The sequence below is a fragment of the Vibrio tapetis subsp. tapetis genome, assembly GCF_900233005.1.
GTDB classification, from domain to species: Bacteria; Pseudomonadota; Gammaproteobacteria; order Enterobacterales; family Vibrionaceae; genus Vibrio; species Vibrio tapetis.
In genome coordinates this window covers 1,031,993-1,052,117 of sequence record NZ_LT960612.1, presented here as the reverse complement: position 1 = coordinate 1,052,117, position 20,125 = coordinate 1,031,993, and the positions used below count along the sequence as shown (strand labels likewise).

Annotated in this window: 14 protein-coding genes and 3 pseudogenes; 9 read left to right on the top strand and 8 right to left on the bottom strand. The window is 43.0% G+C overall.

All coding sequences use genetic code 11. The annotated features are described in order from the left end of the window. The first annotated feature begins 87 nt into the window (after positions 1-87). The 4 genes and pseudogenes from VTAP4600_RS21725 (at position 88) to opgC (ending at position 5,289) form a co-directional block, all read left to right on the top strand. The gene (locus VTAP4600_RS21725) at positions 88-1,401 is read left to right on the top strand and encodes a TolC family outer membrane protein (protein WP_102524832.1); all 1,314 of its coding nucleotides are present in this window, start codon (positions 88-90) and stop codon (positions 1,399-1,401) included. Positions 1,402-1,403: 2 nt separating this feature from the next. Then, positions 1,404-2,023: pseudogene (locus VTAP4600_RS21720) on the top strand (OmpA family protein). A gap of 387 nt (positions 2,024-2,410) precedes the next feature. Next, positions 2,411-4,072 carry an ABC transporter substrate-binding protein gene (locus VTAP4600_RS21715; protein WP_102524831.1) on the top strand — a complete coding sequence of 554 codons (1,662 nt, stop codon included), beginning with the start codon at positions 2,411-2,413 and terminating at the stop codon, positions 4,070-4,072. A gap of 86 nt (positions 4,073-4,158) precedes the next feature. Then, positions 4,159-5,289, top strand: coding sequence for an OpgC domain-containing protein (gene opgC, locus VTAP4600_RS21710; RefSeq protein WP_102524830.1), 1,131 nt, complete (start codon positions 4,159-4,161; stop codon positions 5,287-5,289). Here the strand turns inward: opgC and VTAP4600_RS21705 are convergent. Beyond that, positions 5,286-6,605: a helix-turn-helix transcriptional regulator gene (locus VTAP4600_RS21705; protein ID WP_102524829.1), complete on the bottom strand. Its 1,320-nt coding sequence runs from the start codon at positions 6,603-6,605 to the stop codon at positions 5,286-5,288. The two genes, opgC and VTAP4600_RS21705, sit on opposite strands and share 4 nt — an antisense overlap. A gap of 258 nt (positions 6,606-6,863) precedes the next feature. On the opposite strand from VTAP4600_RS21705, the gene VTAP4600_RS21700 reads away from it, so the two are divergent. The 3 genes from VTAP4600_RS21700 to VTAP4600_RS21690 all read left to right on the top strand — a co-directional run bounded on the left by VTAP4600_RS21700 (position 6,864) and on the right by VTAP4600_RS21690 (position 8,849). Beyond that, positions 6,864-7,178 carry a ribbon-helix-helix domain-containing protein gene (locus VTAP4600_RS21700; RefSeq protein ID WP_102524828.1) on the top strand — a complete coding sequence of 105 codons (315 nt, stop codon included), beginning with the start codon at positions 6,864-6,866 and terminating at the stop codon, positions 7,176-7,178. Positions 7,179-7,278: 100 nt separating this feature from the next. Beyond that, a complete protein-coding gene (locus tag VTAP4600_RS21695; protein WP_102524827.1) occupies positions 7,279-7,938 on the top strand; it encodes a DUF1007 family protein in 660 nt (219 codons plus the stop codon). Between the two features lie 2 nt (positions 7,939-7,940). Next, the gene (locus VTAP4600_RS21690; RefSeq protein WP_102524826.1) at positions 7,941-8,849 is read left to right on the top strand and encodes a nickel/cobalt transporter; all 909 of its coding nucleotides are present in this window, start codon (positions 7,941-7,943) and stop codon (positions 8,847-8,849) included. A gap of 91 nt (positions 8,850-8,940) precedes the next feature. On the opposite strand, the gene VTAP4600_RS21685 is transcribed toward VTAP4600_RS21690, so the two are convergent. The 3 genes from VTAP4600_RS21685 to VTAP4600_RS21675 form a co-directional block, all read right to left on the bottom strand. Continuing rightward, positions 8,941-9,198, bottom strand: a complete 258-nt coding sequence (locus VTAP4600_RS21685; RefSeq protein WP_102525489.1) for an HP1242/YdcH family protein — start codon at positions 9,196-9,198, stop codon at positions 8,941-8,943. 246 nt (positions 9,199-9,444) lie between these two features. Continuing rightward, a complete protein-coding gene (gene galK / locus VTAP4600_RS21680; protein WP_102524825.1) occupies positions 9,445-10,599 on the bottom strand; it encodes a galactokinase in 1,155 nt (384 codons plus the stop codon). Positions 10,600-10,685: 86 nt separating this feature from the next. Further along, on the bottom strand, positions 10,686-11,741 hold the full coding sequence (locus tag VTAP4600_RS21675) for a UDP-glucose--hexose-1-phosphate uridylyltransferase (RefSeq protein ID WP_102524824.1): 1,056 nt from the start codon (positions 11,739-11,741) through the stop codon (positions 10,686-10,688). A 520-nt stretch (positions 11,742-12,261) separates the two neighbouring features. Between VTAP4600_RS21675 and VTAP4600_RS21665 the strand changes: the two are divergent. Then, positions 12,262-13,704: pseudogene (locus VTAP4600_RS21665) on the top strand (chitinase); the annotation flags it as partial. Positions 13,705-13,815: 111 nt separating this feature from the next. Here VTAP4600_RS21665 and VTAP4600_RS21660 read toward each other — a convergent pair. The 4 genes and pseudogenes from VTAP4600_RS21660 to VTAP4600_RS21645 all read right to left on the bottom strand — a co-directional run bounded on the left by VTAP4600_RS21660 (position 13,816) and on the right by VTAP4600_RS21645 (position 19,582). Continuing rightward, complete coding sequence (locus VTAP4600_RS21660; RefSeq protein WP_102524821.1) at positions 13,816-14,691, bottom strand: arginase family protein; 876 nt, start codon at positions 14,689-14,691, stop codon at positions 13,816-13,818. 259 nt (positions 14,692-14,950) lie between these two features. Continuing rightward, a pseudogene (locus VTAP4600_RS21655) lies at positions 14,951-17,298 on the bottom strand (glycosyl hydrolase family 18 protein). 311 nt (positions 17,299-17,609) lie between these two features. Next, the gene (locus tag VTAP4600_RS21650) at positions 17,610-18,014 is read right to left on the bottom strand and encodes a GNAT family N-acetyltransferase (protein WP_102524820.1); all 405 of its coding nucleotides are present in this window, start codon (positions 18,012-18,014) and stop codon (positions 17,610-17,612) included. A gap of 182 nt (positions 18,015-18,196) precedes the next feature. Then, on the bottom strand, positions 18,197-19,582 hold the full coding sequence (locus tag VTAP4600_RS21645; protein ID WP_462889674.1) for an RNA-guided endonuclease InsQ/TnpB family protein: 1,386 nt from the start codon (positions 19,580-19,582) through the stop codon (positions 18,197-18,199). Positions 19,583-19,657: 75 nt separating this feature from the next. Between VTAP4600_RS21645 and tnpA the strand changes: the two genes are divergently transcribed. Then, positions 19,658-20,122: an IS200/IS605 family transposase gene (tnpA, locus tag VTAP4600_RS21640; RefSeq protein WP_102522283.1), complete on the top strand. Its 465-nt coding sequence runs from the start codon at positions 19,658-19,660 to the stop codon at positions 20,120-20,122. Positions 20,123-20,125 lie beyond the last annotated feature (3 nt).

Below are 20,125 nucleotides of genomic sequence, written 5' to 3'. Positions count from 1 at the left end.
CCCAAAAAGAATTAACCTTAGGTGATTTAACCCCCTAGAAATTAGAGCTTAATAATAAATTTATTATTTTATATTTGGAGACATCCAGTGAAGTTTTCTTCTCTTAGTGTATTGCTTTGTGGGCTATTGATTTCCCTATCAAACAATGCGCAAACCTTAGAGCAAGCCGTATCTATAACGTTGGCAACCAACCCTCAGATCAAGAGTGCCTTCAATGAATACATGAGCTCTAAACATACGATAGATATCTCGTCCGGAGCGTATAAACCCGACATCAACCTTGATGCTGGCGTTGGATATGAGCACATTAACCCAGCGGATTCAACATCGAGAAAATCTACTGATTTAACAAGAAAAGATGCGTCACTGACTTTATCTCAACTCATTTGGGATGGTTCAAAAACATTAAATGATATTAATCGAACCACTGCGGATGCCGAATCAGTACGCTATCAACTATTAACCACAGCACAAAACACTTCATTAGAAGTTACTCAAGTATATTTGGAAATCTTGAAGTCAACTGAAGTATTAGCACTGTCTGAAAGCAATCTAAGCACTCATAGAAAAATCTATAAAGATATAAAAAGACGAACAGATTCAGGTATCGGTTCAACAGCGGACTTAACACAAGTAAAAGCTCGTTTAGCGAAAGCAAACAGTAATGTTTTAGCGGCAAAGAATAATCTGCGCGATGCACAAACAATGTACATACGTTTGGTTGGGCAGCATCCTCAATCATTAGTATTTCCTAAGGTTGATCAGAACTTTGTTCCAACAGACTTAGAGCAAGCCATAGCGCTCGCACATGAGAATCACCCAGTAATCAAGATAGCTCAGGCCGATGTAGAGTCTGCAAACTTTCAGTACCAACAATCCAAGGGCAATAACTTTCCAGCTATTTCATTTGAAGCAGCACAAACCTGGAGGGATGATGCCGGAGGTATTGAAGGTAGCAGCGATGAACTCTCTGCAATGTTGCGTCTTCGGTACAATCTATACAACGGTGGCAGTGATTCTGCCAACATTGATAAAAATGCTTACCAAATCAACAAAGCGAAAGATCTAAGGGCGAGTGCTTTTCGCAATGTAGATGAAGGGCTGCAGTTGGCATGGAGTGCATTAGATTTGACCTCTCAGCAAAAAATATTCTTGTCGCAGCATGTTGATGCGGCATCAGACACAGTCATCGCTTACGAGAAACAATATCGAATAGGTAAACGAACACTACTCGATTTACTCAATACGGAAAACGAGCTGTTCGAATCACGAAAAGGCTACGTCGAAGCACACTACGCAGAACAATACGCAAAGTACCGAATTCTAACGTCTACAGGCATGTTATTGAGCGCACTAAGAGTCGACATTCCTAAACAATGGAATCAAAAGGAAGAATATTAATCATGTATAACAAATTAGCCCTACACACGACTTCCCTGATCAGTATTTGCCTTGCCACAAGCGCCATCGCAAATGAGATTGACTATATTCCAACACCAAGTGCCGTACAAATTGCCGATTTAAATGATGATGACAACGATGGGGTAATCAATGCTCCGACTTATGCTTGCAAACGCCAACGGGTGCAGAAGTCGACAACGATGGGTGTGAAGCCTACGTCGAATCAGAGGAAACATATCAGCTTAAAATTTTGTTCAATAATGATTCAGATAAGATTGAAAGAGGGTTTGAGCAACAAATCAAAGGGCTTGCTAATTTTTTGGAGATCTATTCATCAACGTCTGTAGAAATACAAGGTTACGCAAGCAGAGTCGGCGGCGCTGCTCACAATCTAGAACTGTCAATTCGTCGGGCTAATAGTGTTCGTGACACGTTAATTGGGTTTGGCATCGATGAACAACGTGTAAAGATTGTCGGCTATGGCGATACAGTCTTAAGTCGCTTAGGATCTGATGAAGCGACCCACGCGGGAAATCGACGCGTCACAGCAACCGTTGTAGGGCATAAAGGGAACGTCAAAGATGAATGGACGATCTTTACCACTATCCCAAAGCAAGATTAATTGACGGGCATAGAGTGTGGGTGTCGCTCATCCACATTCTATTTATTGAAACATATACAGAATGGAAAAACAGGAATCAATTAAACAAGTTACAATCATAATGAAAATGTATATAAAAAGAATAATCATTAGTATTACGAAATTAAATTAACCTGATTTAATCAGCCTTATCACCTTATTGTTAACCTAATTATTTGAAAATATTGCTACATTTACTCCGTTTGATTGAAATATTTTAGTTATAATAAAAGTAGAACACTTTTATGTTTCGCCTTTTTATTTATTTTCAAGCTTGCTTTACATAAACACCATCTAATATATAAAGTGCTTTGTTGCTAACTCGAGTAACTAAAAGCCAAATAAGCCTAAAAATGGCAGAGCTCAATTATGACCGAAACATGTCTTCGCCGACTAAATCAATTACTAAAGAAATACAACCAGGCGCATATATACTCTACTAGCCTTGACGATTTAGAATGCGCGTTTTCCACTTCTCGCCGTAACACATCCAATATACTTAAGATGCTCAATAATCTCGGTTGGATTTACTGGAAACCCGGTATCGGCAGAGGAAAAGCAAGCACACTCAAGATAACGATCTCATTACACCAAGCTGTATTCAAAACAATTGAAAAAGAGCTGAAATCAGGAAATTTTGATCAAATAGGTAAGTTAGTGGAAACTTACCAAGCCGTCGCAGCGAGTGCTCTCAACCAAGCGATGGAGCAAGCAACTCGCAGCCAAGAAGAACGTAACGCTCTCATCATTAGCCAGTACCCTTGGGTAAATCAACTGCACCCTGCAAAAACTTACCGATTTTCTGAATTACAAGTAATACGAAGTTTGTACGACACCTTGCTCAAAATCGATTCTAGTGGAGAAATCAGAACCCACTTGGCCTGTGAGTACGAAGTTGTTGATGCGTGCATATATTTATGGCTAAGACCTGACATTCGCTGCCACGACGGTCTCATTTTGACTGTTGAAGACGTGATACATAGCCTAGTTAACATTAAAGAAGAAGATGGCCCCGTCAAGGGACTATTTAATCAAATAGAAGAGGTGAGCTTCGACGCTAGCAAGGGCGCTATTGTCATTCGTTTGGAACGACCTAACCCCTTGTTCGTATACTGTTTGGCAATCGCAAATGCCTCTATTTATGCAAAGCGGACAATAGATCACAACGACCAGCGTTGCGCAGCCATAGGCTCTGGACCATTTAGCTTAGAGCATTGGGATAACGATAAATTAGTCCTGACTAAACACCAAAACTACTTTTCTAAACGTGCATTACTACAAAAAATCACCTTGTCACACCAAGGCGAAGAGTTAAGCAAACATATTCGTTATAACAAGCAAGAAAGTGAAACCGAAAGCCACCTTATTCAAGCCTTCTCTTACTTATCGGTGAATCACAGACAAGAAAATCCTGTACCGCTCGGAACGTGGCAAGCACTGTTTAACTATATCGAACATAAACGCTATGAATTTAAAGGCCATTGTGACCTCAAGCCAACGTGCTTAGTGAGTAATGAAGATGGACACAGCGAGCATCACCCTGTTCCACAACTCGAAGGTCATATCGTGTTAACCCATCCCAAATGGACGATAGATTACTTAGACAAACTAACTCAGTGGCTAATCGGTGTTATTGAAGAGACCGGGCTAACAATCAGTACCGTTGAATTATCCGATGCTAGCAGGCCGCAAATTATGAGAGAGCAGGCTGACCTATTTTTCGTCGAGGACCTCGTCGAGCAGCCTACAGAGTTTGGCTTCTATGACTGGCTGCTAACCGGCTCGGCCATGCGGTTCGCATTTAATGAGGAAGCATTAGAACATCATGTTAGCAACGTTCAGCACACCCTTAGTCACGGTGATATAAAATCTCAGCTTGAAAAACTACTTAAGAGCCTCAGAAAAAACTGCACGGTGTTGCCTCTTTTTTGGGGACAAGAAAGCGTTACAAGTGCCAAAGAAGTCAGCGGTATCCAGATAGGAAAGACCGGTTATAGTGATTTCTATAAGCTGTGGATCAAATCAAATTGATCTAAAAACAAGTAATACAGGTGCACTTTCTGTCAGATCTTTATTTTCCTGTTGAATTATCCTTGCGTTAACCATAAGGAGTTAATATGAAAAGACAAGGATCATTAGACGGAATTAGAGGCATTCTATTATTTTTAATGACCATCAATCATCTAGTTTGGATGAGTGTTGGTCAAACCAAGTTACAGTATTTTACCCTACAACCGTTCGGGCAAGTCGGTGCAGCAGAAGGGTTCATCCTTCTCTCCGGCTTACTCGCAGGGATGGTGTACAGTTCGAATAAACTCACCGAAAACGCTTCTAGACGCAAAGCTTGGTGGCGCGCCTTCACCATTTACAAATACCATATCATCGTCTTGGCGATTCTCGTACCTTACGGCTGGTGCATGATGCAAGTAGAACCGAGCTACCTTGATAGCGCCCTATTCATTAACGCTAACTTTGTTCACGAGCCGCTCCATAGTGCCTGGCTTTCTTTATTGTTGCTCAACCGCCCAGCATATCTGGATATCTTGCCATTATACGTCCTGTTAATGTTGTTTTTACCGCTGATTCTTGCAGGGTTACGCCGTAATTTATGGTGGTTAGCTCTCGCTATCAGCGGTGTAGTTTGGGCCAGTAGTGGACACATTACTATTGCTCTTGTAGAGCCTTTATATCAATCGCTATCACCCAACCTAACCGCCAGCTTAGGGTATTTTGATTTCTTTGCGTGGCAATTCATTTTTGTTGTAGGGGTAACCATTGGCTATTTCCATCGCCACCAACCGATCAACTGGTATCCATCTAAGCTATTAGTTGCGACTATTGCTAGTATCGCCTTCATTATGGCCCTAGTTCATCATAGTGTGTTGGGGCAATATGGACTTCATCAAGGCATCACCTATCCTCTTGCAGACAAGCCTGAAATGGGTTGGTTAAGAGTTGTACATTTATTTGTGTGGGTCTATTTGATTGGTGCGCTGATAAACCGATACCCGAATGCCCTCAACTTGCCGTTCTTTTCATTTATTGGCAAACATTCGTTACAAGTATTTGCGTGGCAATCGTTGCTGATTTTCTTCGCAGCTCCGACTTTGTACTTCTCTCGCGGCGAAGCTCACTATGACTGGCTACTCATTCTATTTGCCAGCACGTTGTGGATCCCAGCCAAACTACATCAACTATGGCTAGCAAGAAAAGTACGTGTGGCGTCTGCGAAAACTTCAGTGAATTAACGTTTCTTGACAGGAAAAAGTGCCGTAACACGGTAAGTACTGTGCACTTTTTCTATATCACACAACCATTCGCAACCAGCACTAGAGTAATAAGCAGAAGCATCCATGTAAGCGAACAAGATATAATCCACCGCTTCTGCTAACTCGATAACAGTGCCTACTAATTCGACTTGCAAGTAATGATTTTTCGCAACGTTGATCATATTCTTGTTTTGCTCACTCAGCCCTTCATTGACAACAAAGTGACTAATGAACTGATGATCAACTTTAAACTCCTTCCCTGAATAATCGCCAACGATGATGTCTGAATTCGAGTCAAAGTCTGCTTCCCACCGTCGGAGCAAGTTTTTGATTCTTAACCCTGTTTCCCGTAAGTCGATGCTGACATCATGTCTTATTGCGCTCATTTCTTTCGTCGGTTTACACACGAGATCAGGCAAAATCGATACGATTGACTTAGGCAAGGTTTGCTCATCCGCATATTCCAAAGCGTACAAACCACATAGATTGCCATCCAGATCCATCTGCCACAGCACTGGCAATTTCATAACACTCCGTTTAGATTGCGGCATATACACGTAATATAAATATTCCAGAAAATATTCCGTCAATTCAGGTTTCGGTACCGAAAACCGCAACCTTTGATGAGCTGGCATAAAGCTTATTGATTCAACTTCGGGACTAAATGAACGAGTCCGAGCCGCCATCATGGTAAACTTCTGCATTTGGTGAGAACCTCGCTCGAAGGTCTCTACTGAATAATACTCAGCCCAATCTCCCCTATCATCGTCCGGAATATAGGCCAAAAACTTGTCCCACAGTCCTCTTAACTGACTAAGAAAACTCTCACTATCGAATCGAATCGCTTCAAAATAGTCGTACAAGCCATAAAAATGCGTATCGGGGAAGTCCACGATCGTAGGTGGATTAGCAGAGCAATAATGGAAGCAATCTATATAGTCTTGGCAAATTGGCCGAGAAAATAAATTGTTAGCCCAGGTAGGTTGAAGTTTCAAGTGTTTAGGGGATATGCCGTATTGACGTTTAAACGCACGAGCAAAGGCTTCTTGAGACTCGAAATCAAAATCCATCGCGACATCGATAATGCGCTTCTCGGTATTCGCGATTTCATAAGCAGCCATGCCAAGCCGACGCGTTCTTGCATACTGGCCTATCGACATGCCCGTGTTCGCTTTGAACTCTCTTTGTAAATGCCATTTTGAAACAGACACCTTCGCAGCTAAGTCATCAAGTGCCCAGCTGTATGGCAGCTTTTGCTCTACTAATGTAACGACCTTTAGTACTCGAGATGTCATCTTTGATTTACACCATATCTAGTCATGTTCGTGCGACACTCGCGAGATAGTAAGTCTTTCTATGCAAGATAAGTAACAAGGAGACCGAAGATGCGAGTCATTTCATAAAATCAACAAAACCTTTTATCACAACGACCAATGAAACATTTAATATACTGTTTTTAAACACAAATATTTAATAACATAATTCACAGTAATTTTCGACATACAGCTATATTCCCTTATTATGTCTTAAATCTAATGAAAAGGACGAGACCAATGTGCGAGATCTATTCAGGCGTCGAGGATGAGCTATTTGAACTCAAAACACGATCAATTCGACTCGATGGTGTTGTCACCAGTATTCGATTAGAAGGCGTATTTTGGCAAATTCTAGAAACCATCGCTCGAGAAGATAGCCTCACCATCGGGTTGTTTCTTACTCGGATTTACCGAGAAGTTATCGCACGAAATGGTGAAATAAAGAACTTCACTTCCATTTTAAGGGTGGCGTGTACGACTTATCTTAATCAAGGTAAAAGGCTAAGTGCCGCCCCATTAAGCTTTTGCGAAAACGAAATTAGAACCACATAACCAGGTCATGTTTGTGTGATAACATAACAATTAATCTTGTTATTTTATAATTGATATCTTACTCTTCAAGGTTCCATATAAAACATCTTTTGGAACCGACATGCGTTCGCACTCTTATCGCACCTTCAAGGTATTGTTACTTAGCCTTCTCACCAGTACCTGCTTGGTTTTCTCTGGTTTATCTGCCGCCCATCCCCACTCTTGGATCGAAATGAACACTCGAGTCAACGGAATAGATGATGTCGTGACGGGCTTTTCGATGGAATGGACATTCGATGCAATGACTTCTGCATACATGATCGATGGCGAAGACATGTCCCCAGAAAACAAAGAAAAAACACTCAAGAATCTAGCGCAGTCTATTGTCAGGAATATGCTACAAGACCATTACTTTACCTATTTTTTCGACGGTGATTCACCGATACGCTACAAAGAGGTTTTCGATGCCGAACTTACCCAGCACAGAGGAAAATTTACTCTGACATTTAATCTCCCCTTAGCTGAACCCAAGTCAGTATTTGGCAACCGGCTAAAGTTGATGATTTTCGAACCTAGTTATTACGTCGATATGAGCTGGAAAGGAGAACAATCTCTGTCTTTAAGCCCAGCTCTACAAGCGCACTGCCAAATTGATTTAGTTGAACCTACGCCATGTTCCGAGCAAATGGCCTACGCACTCGCTCTACCTATTGATGCCGATCCAGACAATGCACTTGGTCAATTATTTACCCAACACGCTTACCTCACTTGCGGAGAATAAGTATGAATTGTGACACCAAAAACGAGCCTAACTCAATCGTACTGCGGTTAATGACTGTCATTGTCATCTTTCTAACGTATATATTATGGCATTACTGGCCAGAATTGCTTTTGCAGGCGATCCACTGGCAGCGAGATCTAAATAGCCAGTTAAGCGATTTATTGTACGATATTCAAGAAAATAAGAGTCACGCTTGGTCGACATTTATTGTAGTGAGCTTTGGCTATGGGATATTGCACTCTATGGGGCCAGGACACGGAAAGGTCATTGTTGCTACCTACTTGATGACCCAACCTAGTAACGCAAAAAGTAGCCTTTACATAACCGTGCTATCGTCCATTTTACAAGCCGTTGTCGCGATTGCATTGGTCACGACTTTGCTCGCCGTATTTCAATCCTCTATGAGAGAGATACATTCACACGCAGAAGTGGTGATGAAATTGAGTTACTTTTGTGTTGCTTTACTGGGGTTCACTCTTTGCTACAAAGCACTGCGTAAGCTTGTATTCGTTAAGAGAGAAAAAGGCCTCCAGCAACAAGCATCAAACACTCAGAATGGATCGTGCACAGACTCCAGCTATAGAGAAAAAGCAGCCATTATTTTGGCTATTGGGCTAAGACCCTGCACAGGGGCCATTATGATTCTATTGTTCGCTAACATGGTCGGCTTATATTGGGTCGGTATTGTCAGTGCACTGATCATGGCCATTGGCACCTGTATCACAACATCATGCATCGCATTGATGACATTAAGTGGTAAAAAAGTGGTCTTGGGGTATATGAAGCACTCAACGAAACCGGTAAGAAGTAACTTACCTCAGGTGTTCAAACTCGTGGGTGGGATCTTAGTTGCAGCCTTTGGAATACTGTTGATGCAATCGACAGCTCCCGCATTTTCCAGTGTTATTTAACCAATAAGCAAGCTCTACCATAAATCGCTAATTGGTGCTCACAATTAGCGCTGGCCACAATTAGCGATTTATGAAAATGCCCCAAACTGAATTAACTTTCCGCTTCGTCGTGATGCTTAGTAAGCTGCTTATAAAGCGTGTCTTTTAGCTCCATTCTCTTAACTTTGAGATCATGCATACTTTCATCGTCAATAGGGCTACCTGATACTTCTAATTCACGAATATTGTAATCAAGCAGGTGGTATTCTTGGAGATCAGCTTTAAACGTTGGATCGTCGTGGTTGAGTTGGACAATGTCTAATTTGAGTTCTGGGAAATCTAAAATAAAAGCGTGGTTTTCATTTAACATCGGCATACCTCTCAATCGAATGATCTTCAGTATAAAAAAAAATTTGACCGATAAATGCGGCATAAAACGCAAATTGAATTGAATTGAAGAGAAGAAAAAGCGAGGCCATTGGGCAACGTTACCCAGCAAGGAAGGAGCCATACTGAATCTGTTGCCCGTCACGCTCCCTGTCAGAGCGTGGATCTCAGATAAACAGTATGACCCTTTTGTTACTAAAAATAGAAAGCTTCATTATTGAAACCAAGCTTATTCGACTTCTCCTGCCCCCGATGTAGCGTGGCAGATATAAATCGATTCTTTTAGGCCGGTTATCGCTTGGTACTTATCTTCAACCGTTGCCGTAACTTCGGCGACCAAACTTGGCGGTATAACCGCAACAATGCAACCACCAAAGCCACCGCCTGTCATGCGTACGCCGCCTTTATCACCAATCACATTTTTTACCATATCGACTAACGCATCTACTTCCGGCACCGTAATTTCAAAGTCATCACGCATGGAGGCATGTGATTGTGCCATTAACTCTCCCAAACGCTTCATATCGTGAGCGACAAGCGCTTCGCAAGCTTCGAGAGTCCTCGTATTTTCAGTTATCACATGACGCGCTCGCATGGCAACCTGAACATCCAACTCACTTTCACGTTGTGAAAATTGTTCTATCGTCACATCGCGTAAGGCTTTCACCCCAAAAGCACGTGCGCCTTCTTCACATTGTTGGCGACGAGCATTGTATTCACTATCAACAAGGCCGCGCTTTTTATTAGAATTAATGATAACGATAGCCATGTCTTCTGGCATTGATACCGCTTTTGTTTCGAGGCTTCGGCAATCAATCAGCAATGCATGGTTAGCCTGACCTTGCGCTGAAATAAGTTGATCCATAATTCCGCACTTACAGCCAACAAACTCATTTTCAGCCTGTTGCCCATTCAGCGCGATGTCTGTCTGGCTGATGTCTAAATCGAACAGTACTTTAAAGGTTTGGCCAATCACCACTTCTAACGCAGCAGACGAACTTAAACCAGCCCCTTGGGGAACGTTGCCACTAACAGAGATATCAGCACCAGAAAATACCAAGCCACGTTCTTGTAAGCATTTAACAACGCCGCGAATATAGTTTGACCACATTTTATCAGGTGAAAATGCAATATCTTGATTCAAATCGAATTGATCGGTCTCTTCATCAAAATCTACCGCAACGATACGAACCAGGGAGTCTGTTCGTTTTGAAGCAGCAACAACGGTTTGATAATTGATCGCGCAAGGCAATACAAACCCATCGTTGTAATCAGTATGTTCACCGATTAAATTGACTCGCCCCGGAGCTTGAACGACGTGGCTCGCTTCATAGCCAAAAGCCGTTTCAAATGATGCTTTAACATTTCTGATCAAATCTATCATGCGTGTTTCCTTAAATTTCTTGGTTCTTTTCGCCCAATGTTTATCTCGTAATCCAATTTTCTTTCATAACCCAATGCATTATTTGCTTACTGCTGTTCTTTATAATGAACATCACTCACATCTCTCAACCGTTGAGCAGCTTGTTCCGCAGTAAGATCGCGTTGCGACTCAGCTAACATTTCATAGCCAACCATAAATTTACGAATCGACGCAGAACGCAATAAAGGAGGGTAAAACAGCGCGTGTAATTGCCAATATTCGATATCTGTCCCTTGTTCAAAGAATGGCGCATAATGCCACCCCATCGAATACGGGAAGGAGCACTCAAATAAGTTGTCGTAGCGACTGGTCAGTTTCTTAATCGCCACTGCGAGATCATCTCGTTGCGCTTCTGACAGCTCACTCATACGGCGAATATGCACTTTTGGTAACAACATAGTTTCGAAAGGCCACGCAGCCCAGTACGGCACGACTGCAATCCAATGCTCCGTTTCAACAACAGTACGAGCCCCGTCAGACGACTCCTGATTGGCATAGTCCACCAACAAGTTACTACCATATTTCTGATAGTAATCTCTTAAGTTACTGTCTTTTCTTTCAATTTCATTAGGTAAAAAACTGTTTGCCCAAATCTGACCGTGCGGGTGTGGTTGTGAGCACCCCATCGTTTCGCCTTTGTTTTCAAACGCCTGAACCCACAGGTAATCTTTACCCAACTCTTCAATTTGCTCGCTCCATGTATCAATGACATTGCGGATGCCCCCCAAAGGAAGCTCTGGTAGCGTTTTACTGTGATCAGGAGAAAAGCAGATCACACGACTAAGACCTCGTACACCTTGGGCTTTAAACAAAGGATTATTTGATTCAGGGGCTGCAGGAGAGTCTGGCATTAACGCGGCAAAGTCATTACCAAATACATACGTTCCGTCATAGTCAGGATTTTCATCACCGGAAACCCGAGTGTTACTAGGGCAAAGGAAACACTCAGGCTCATATGACGCTAGTGTTTCAGTGTTTGGTGTTTCATCTTGCCCACTCCAAGGACGTTTCGCACGATGCGGAGACACAAGGATCCACTGGCCAGTTAGCGGATTGTATCTTCGATGAGGGTGATCAAGTGGGTCAAATTTGCTCTGCGACATTCAATATTCTCATTTCGTTAAGTTAGCCATTTTTCGATGATAGTTGTCACTATTCGCTCCCACCGATGAACCAATCTTGCTTCAATGGATAAATACTAGCAGCTCGTTAAGCGGTAAACTGGCGTTCACATCACAATTTGTGGAAACGTTTACACAAAATAAACCATTACATAAGTTGCGGTGTAAAGGTTATACATCACCATTTTCTTGATTTATTACGTAAATAGTTGATACGTTTACACTTCAATGTAAGTGCTCGATAGATTGATAACGAGTTCTCACAGTTTAAAAATCTGCTTTCGTCACTCGCTAACTTAGTTTGTAGCAATATCGCACCACAGCCATGAGCCAACACGCCGTTACCAAATAAGATTTGAATCGCGCCGCATGCTGACAAAACCTCAACCAACGCCGTTGTATGTTTGCTAACAGCACGACTAGGATAATTTTTGACATAACACTGTTTCATTTATACGCCGTGATTTGCGGATCGCATATAAGATAAACAAGGAGTTAAATCATGTTAAAAGTTGGCCTTATTCCTGTACTCATTGGTTGTAGTTTTGCCACTAACGCAGCCACCATGAACCCACAGCCAGATCCTCTTAACCCAACGGGTTACATTGTTTCACGAGCTGAAATTCAAGCACTTGAAGCCTCAAAAACCAGTGACCCAATGTACGCTATTTGGGCAAAAGCACTCGAAACTCGCTCTAACACAGTCGTTGAAGCCATTGATGCTGGTTTAGCGAGTAATCCGGTTAACGTCAAACGAGTTGAACGCGTCTTCCCACAAGCTCAATGGGATTTTCTTACCCATATGGCAGCCCCTGAATACACTTATACTCGCTTCCTTCGCGCTATAGGTAAGTTTCCTGCTTTCTGTGGAGATTACACGGATGGACGCGATTCAGACGCCATTTGTAAAAAATCCATTGTCACAGCATTTGCTCACTTCGCTCAAGAAACAGGGGGTCATATTGCCATCGACAATACTTGGGATAACCCGCTAGGGCTTGAAGAGTGGCAGCAGGCTCTTGTTCATGTTCGTGAAATGGGCTGGTCGGAAGGTCAACCGGGCTATACGACTGGCTGCGGGCAAAATGACTGGCAAAACAAACGCTGGCCGTGCGCTGCAAACCAAGGCTATTTTGGTCGTGGTGCCAAGCAACTGTCTTACCACTTTAACTACGGCGCATTCTCTGAGGTCATGTTTGATGGCGACGCCACAGTATTGTTAAACGAGCCCGGTTTAGTCGCCGATTCTTGGCTAAACCTTGCATCGGCCATCTGGTTTTTCCTGACACCACAAGCGCCTAAACCAGCTATGCTACACGTCATAGACAGAACTTGGGCACCATCACAGCGAGAAATACAGGCCAATATCGGTTACGGATTTGGTACGACCATCAACGTCATTAATGGCGGCATTGAATGTGGTGAGCAAAACAAAACAAAGGGGCAACCCGTTAACCGAATTCGTTATTGGGAAGGATTATCTAACCATTACCAAATCCCAATCGAAGCCGATGAAACCAATACATGCTGGCAGCAGACCCCTTACGGCAGCTTGAACCTTAATGGTGCCACTGACGTGCTTTACACCAATTGGGACGGTAACTGGAAATACTACGCTGACAGGCCAGAAGGCGCCTCTTTTGAATGTGAATTGGTTGGTTTTCAAACCGCCTATTCAGCGCTTGTTCCTGGAGACTATGAAAAGTGTGTGACCAATTTTTACGAGTCTCATGCTAACTGGCCAGAAGTTCGAGTGGTTGACACGATCACCCCAGATCCAGGGCCTGGTCCAAACCCAGATCCAACACCTAATGGGTGGAGTGCGTCAAAAGTCTATAATGGCGGTGATCAAGTCGTTATCAATGGCGTTACCTATGAAGCGAAATGGTATACCCAAGGTGATGATCCTGAACAAAGTGGCCAATGGGGTCCTTGGAAAGTAGTATAAGTCGGCAACTTAGCCAATCAAAATTGTGTCACCATAATGGGTATTCCTAATAGAATACCCATTTTTTCCTGTCGATTGATTCTAACAAATCTCTACCGAACTGGATCCCTACCGAGCGAGAGGCGGGGCGATCAAAGGCCACTCAGATTGAACCGTTGGGGCATCACTCGTCAACATTGTTTCTAATAGTGTCAACACTTGTTTTGAGTACACCAAATATTCTCTATCCCCCACCAGCTGCACCAACTTTAATTTACCTGATGAAATGCAATATCGAAGCACCTGAAGCAACCAGGGTAAATCAATACCGACGGTGGTTTGATTTCGGTAATGTGCAATGATTGACGCGAGATCGATATCTATCACTAACTGCTCTACTTTGGCACCGAAACTATACAACTGTTCTTTGATTTGATGACGATAGCGCAGGTTGCACTCTGCTTTTGTCAACCAATAGCAATTCATGTCTTCCGCGTATTCAAGCTCGGACGCACTGAGTTTATCTTCATCAATACCCAAGCCCAAAAATTGCAATTGATCATACTGACTCAAAACTCGATGATACGCCGATCCCGTCTGTAGCTTCGAATCAACAGACATGTGAAAATCTCGACCAATACTAATGACCCCCACACTGCCTTTCTTTGCAATCGGTTCTATATTCGTATTAATCGTATCGTGACAATTCGACATAATGACGGGCAGACGCTCACCTTCTAGCCAAGTTTCTAAATTCTGCAACCACAATTGATTCACGAACCTATTTTCATGTGTGAGTGCAAAATGCCCTCCATTTTCAAACAGGTCAGAGTCAACCGTCTGTTTACTTGAATACCAATCGTAACTAGGAGCCAAAGCCGATTGATTGGCAATAAACTGTTGGTTTGACATGTTAGGTAACTGCATATACTGACTAGAAAACACCAGTTTCATCGTGACCTTATTTGTCGATTTCAACCACGTACTGATAAAACGTTCAAACATAATCGCCACCTATCTATTGGGTACTTGTCATTGTTTCTTATAGGATTTATTTTTATATTCCGTCTCATTCTGCCACCAATATATTTCACAATCATGACCTTAATATGGTTATATCCTTACAGTCAGTTACATGTAATCCCTTAACCTACAGTTACGTACCGTGCATAAAAAATCCCCTTATTACCTTTTCGTAATAAGGGGATTGAGCTGCTCGGTGTTTTATTACAGCCCGGATCATGTTGACGAATATTGTCAATCGTTAGCTAATTGGCTCCCAAACATCAGATTGACCCGGCTCATTTCCCTGAGTCCACCATTTTGCCTTATAAGTAACCCCCTGATGAGTCACTTGCGTACCACCAACATAGGCTTTACTTGCATTCCATCCTTGCACGCTACCATCGTCGAATGCTTCCCACACGTCATTGGTGCCAGGTTCATTCCCCTGAGTCCACCACTTAGCCGTGTATTGTGTTCCGTTGTGTACTACGGTACACCGCCAACATAGACTTGACTGGCATCCCACGTCGTTTCACCGCCGCCGCTTTGGCCTTTAACACTGATGGTCACAGTGCCGCTATCCGAAGCTTGCCCATCCGTTACCGTTACTGAAATCGTAACCGTGCTATCGCTGTCTGATGCCGGTGCATCAAAGGTTAAGCTGGCTTGATTTCCTGTTTACACCAAAGTACCTTGACTCGCGCTGAACGTTAAAGTGTCTGCGTCTGCATCCGAAGCTGTAATAGCAAGAGTGACAGACTCACCCGCTTTCACGTTTGCAGTCGTTGGAACAGTGATCACTGGAGGGTGATTCTCCGCAACCCCAGTCCCTTTCACATTGACCACCACGGTCTTAGTGGATTGTGCTCGTCCGTCAGAAACGGTCACCACAACACTTACTTGTTTATCCTGAACCGTCGCTGGTGCCGAGTAAGTGACTTGCGCGTTACCCGCCCCAAGATCCGTAACCGTCGCTCCCGTCGCACTGAAACTCAAGCTGTCGCCATCTGTATCGGTCGCTGACACATTAAAGGTAATCGTTTGACCTGATTCAGCCTGTTGAGTAGACGGTACCGTCAATACCGGTGCTTCATTTGGCGTACTTCCTTGGTTAAACACCTTGTCTATCGCTTCGGCCAGTGGTGAACTTAAATTGGTACATTGCTTAAGCTTGCTACCGTAGCTAACAAACGAACCTTCACACTTAATATCTCCTGCGACTTGCCAGACAATCACACCCGCCAGATCATTATCAACGATATACTGAGCTTTCTTTTCAATTGACGGAACATCGTCATAACTTAAGAAATACTTACCTTTCACCGCATAAGGGACTTGAGCGTTAACATCCCATTGATGTGACCAACCACTTTGCTGCACGATATAGTTGTAACTTGGTTGCCCTTCAAACTTCACCCAGTTATCAATATCAACCGCAGATTCGGTCGGGCCATCTACTGTAAACTTCACTAAGCGCTTATCTGTTGGTGCCCCCACATACGCAGTACTTTCTGAGGTCTGTACCCCTCGGCCATAAAACGCCGCGCCGAAGTTAATCTTATTCGAAGCAATTCCCTGAGCCGACATCCAAGTGCGTAAATGCTCTAAGTTTAATCCTTGATATTCTTCTTCAGGGTAAGGATACAAAGGAGCATTATGCCCGGCAACATTAGACCAACCGCCATTAAGGTCATAAGTCATCATGTTGAAATAGTCCATAGAACGGGAAAGTCGAGCCCAATTATACCCTTCTAACTTAGCGGTAGAGGCCGAAAAGGCTGCAGTGATCAGCTTGTCATCACCAATGCGTTCTCTGATGTCTTCCATAAGCTGTTCAAAGTTAGCGTAATCTTCTGGCGAACCTTGGAAGTTCATGCCCCCGTAACCTGGGTATTCCCAATCAATATCAATGCCGTCAAAACCCAATGCTATCAAACGATCAACGTCGGCTAAGAAGCGGGCTTTTTTGACCGGATCTGCCGCCATTTCTGGCATGTGTTTGGACATACTCCAACCGCCGATCGACGCCATGACTTTGACGCCTTTTTGATGAGCAAGGTCAATCAATCCTGGTGCGCCACCCGCTTTTTTTAGTGGCATAGGGAAGCCGCCTGAAATACCACTTGGTTCATGCTTCCAGCCCCCGTTATAGGCAATGAAGCCCTGCTCTTGAACCTTTTTTAACTGCTCCGCTTGCCAGGGTTCATTGCCAGGATATTCCCATAGATATTCTAATTCCCCCCAAAGAATGTGCAGTTCCCAGCTATCGTAAACGCCAGTATTAATAAGCTCGGCAGGCTCTTGAACCGAGCCTTCTTGATATATATTCTTGTTTCGATAATCACCACTGTGTAACGAGCCATCTTTCGCGACACCGAAAAAAGAGAAGTTAAGAATGGAATATATGTCCATGTCGACATTAAGATGCGTAGCTTCACCTTTAACACTAAAACCAGAGTCGGAGCCTTTCCATGCTTCCCACTGTGTTAGATAGCCTATCACTACTTTATCGTGTGTTGGTGCTGCGTGAATGGAGGGTGAAATAGCTGAAAATAACAGTGCAGCAATTGCACTGGCAATCCGTGTTTTTGGGGCTGTCTTTTTCATAAATTGCTCCGTAGTTCGCTTTAATTCTTCCAATGAAAAACGAGGTTTATTTAACCACCTAATTAAGATCGCTCGATTTTGATGGAAATACGACACGGAAAATCTAACATTATGACTCTGAGTCAAATAATTAGCGTAATACTGAGAAGGGTCTCTATTATTTTTGAATAAGCATCTAATTTATTAATTTTACAAATTTAATAACTTTGAATAATTATGTGACATTCATTCAACTATATATTAGTAAAATCAAAAACATAAAACGCTCATATTTAATTACATGAGCGCCTGAAACAAAAAATAATACCATTTTAAATGCGCCGAGACATTTTATAATAAGAAACCTGTTCTTTATAAAAGAGTTCTCCTTCCACGATGAACCCAAGTCGTTGATAAAACCCGACAGCGCTGGCTCTCGCATCGCACCAAAATGTTGTTACATCCGAAGAATTAAGTTCCTTAAGAATATGAGAGATCAACTTCGTCCCAATCCCTTGTGATTGATAGGCACTTAAGGTCGCAAATTTTCTGAGACGAGCTTTATTTCCATCGAGATAAATAGATGCTACAGCAACCAATTGATTTTTTACAAAATAACCATAGTAATACGCCAATTCATCCCCTTCGATTTTGCAAAAATCTGGAGCCTTCGTCGGCCAGAGTACTTGGTGCCTAACTGGCAGAGCTTGCTGCCAGCTGATACATTTAATGGTCAAATTCTCTCCTAATTATTGATGCCTAATAGATCTAATTACATTTTTCATCATCTTTTCTAATCGTCAAAGCTATCAATACCACGATATATTTCCAATCACACACTCTAAGGCCTGTCGACTGCCTATGACAAAAGGAGTGTGAACTACTCGCAGCTAAAGCAGCGAGCTTCTAAGATAACAACCTAAGCCGCTAACTTTTCTTTTTTGACGCTTCGTTGGACACCGCTAGTCGAGCTTTTGGCTCGGCTAGTCTTACGATTGCCTCCACGTCCACTATCTGACTTGGTTCTTAGAACCCCATCGCCAGACAACACCGTTCCAGTGTCTAATATTAGATTAATTGCCCGTTTCTTAATGACCAGTGATGCGTTGTTATCTGCATTGTCAGAATTTCCACAGTTACCGCACACAAATAGTTCTTGTGAGTCTCGGTTGTCGGGGTGAGTGTGACCGCACTTGGCGCACTCCTGACTGGTGTAGGCTGGATTTACTTTGAATACGGCTTTTCCTGCTTGGTAAGCCTTGTATTTGGTGTACGTTTCTATGATGTGCCAACCAACGTTTAAGATGGACTTGTTTAGCCCTGCCTTTTGCTTGGCTCTGTTTGACACATATCGGCCTTGTTCGTCCTGCTTTGCCTTTGGCTTGCGCGTCATACTTGAGGTTCGTAAAGCCTCGAACACAATAACCTTTGCTTTGCTATCGACAAGCTCGCGGCTTGTCTTGTGGGCGAAATCGTTACGGATATTCGCCTTTTTAGCGTGGTGCGTAGCAATGCGGTACTTGGTTTTATTTCTGCGATTTGAGCCTTTAGTTTGACGCGCCAATTTGCGTTGTAATCGCTTAATGTAGCGATCAGCTTTGGTCATGTTCTTTTTCTGGTTATCGCCTTCTTCGTCAGAAAAGTCGAACGTCATAGAGCCAGCGTGTACAGGGATAGCCACACCACGGTCTACGCCAATGGTGTGTTCTTCCAGATATTCTTTTGTTGAGCCTTGCAGGAATGCTAAGTGTTCAGCATTGCTAGGTAGCTCTGACTCATCCTTGCCGTTCCCATAGCAGAAAGACACATAATATTGACCACGCTCTTTGCGCACATAAAGCGAGTTTGGGATCTCGAACTTACTATGAGCCTTAAAAGATAAGTAACCAATATTATTGGTCTTCGTACCGATAAATAGGCGTAAATTGCCATCTTCGCAACGGTCGAAGCGGAACACTTCACGAGTAAGGTAGATACTTCCGCGATCAGTCTTAGGTTTGCGCTTAGGTCTCCCACACGCGCCTTTCATGAACTTTTGGTAAGTCTGATACCAGTTAACAGCACTGTTGCGGATTATCTGGCTAGGACACTGATAGAGCCAAGGTGATAGCTCTTTAGATTTGAACTGCGATGCTTTCTGATCAATAGGGGCATAAGTGCCAATTGGATAATACTTACGCGCAAAAGTACGGTAATACCTTTCTTCATCGACTTTGGCATTCCAAATACTACGCGCACAGCCCATCCACTGGCTTAGTACCAGTTTTTGATTTTGGTGTAGGGTTAGCGCGTAGCTTGATGCCAGTTAGCATGATAGTTCCATTGGTTGTCATTCGCAGCGAATATTATTACACTTAATGGTAAATTGTCAATCAAGTCTATGGTTAATATGTACGAATGGAGAACAGGCAGAAGCTGCCTTTTTAAGAACAATGCGCACCTAGTCTTTGTTACTAAATATCGTAGAGGTGTTTTCACCAAAGAGATGTTGGATAGAACCAAAGAAATAATGAAGGAAACGTGTAAGCAAATGGATTGTGAACTATTAGAGTTCGGTGGTGAACATGATCACGTTCACTTGATGGTGTCTATTCACCCGAAGGTAGCTGTATCGAACTTGGTTGGTAAGCTGAAAGGGAAATCGTCATACATGCTAAGGCGCGAGTATTGGGAGCGCATAAAGACAATGCTTTGGGGTAATCACTTTTGGTCGCCTAGCTATTGTGTTGTGTCATGTGGTGGTGCGAGTTTGGACGTTGTTAAACAGTACATCGAAAACCAAAGTACACCACCAAGTGAAAGCGCCGTAAAAACGTCACGCGCTTTAAGTCAGAGAAAAGACTAGTTA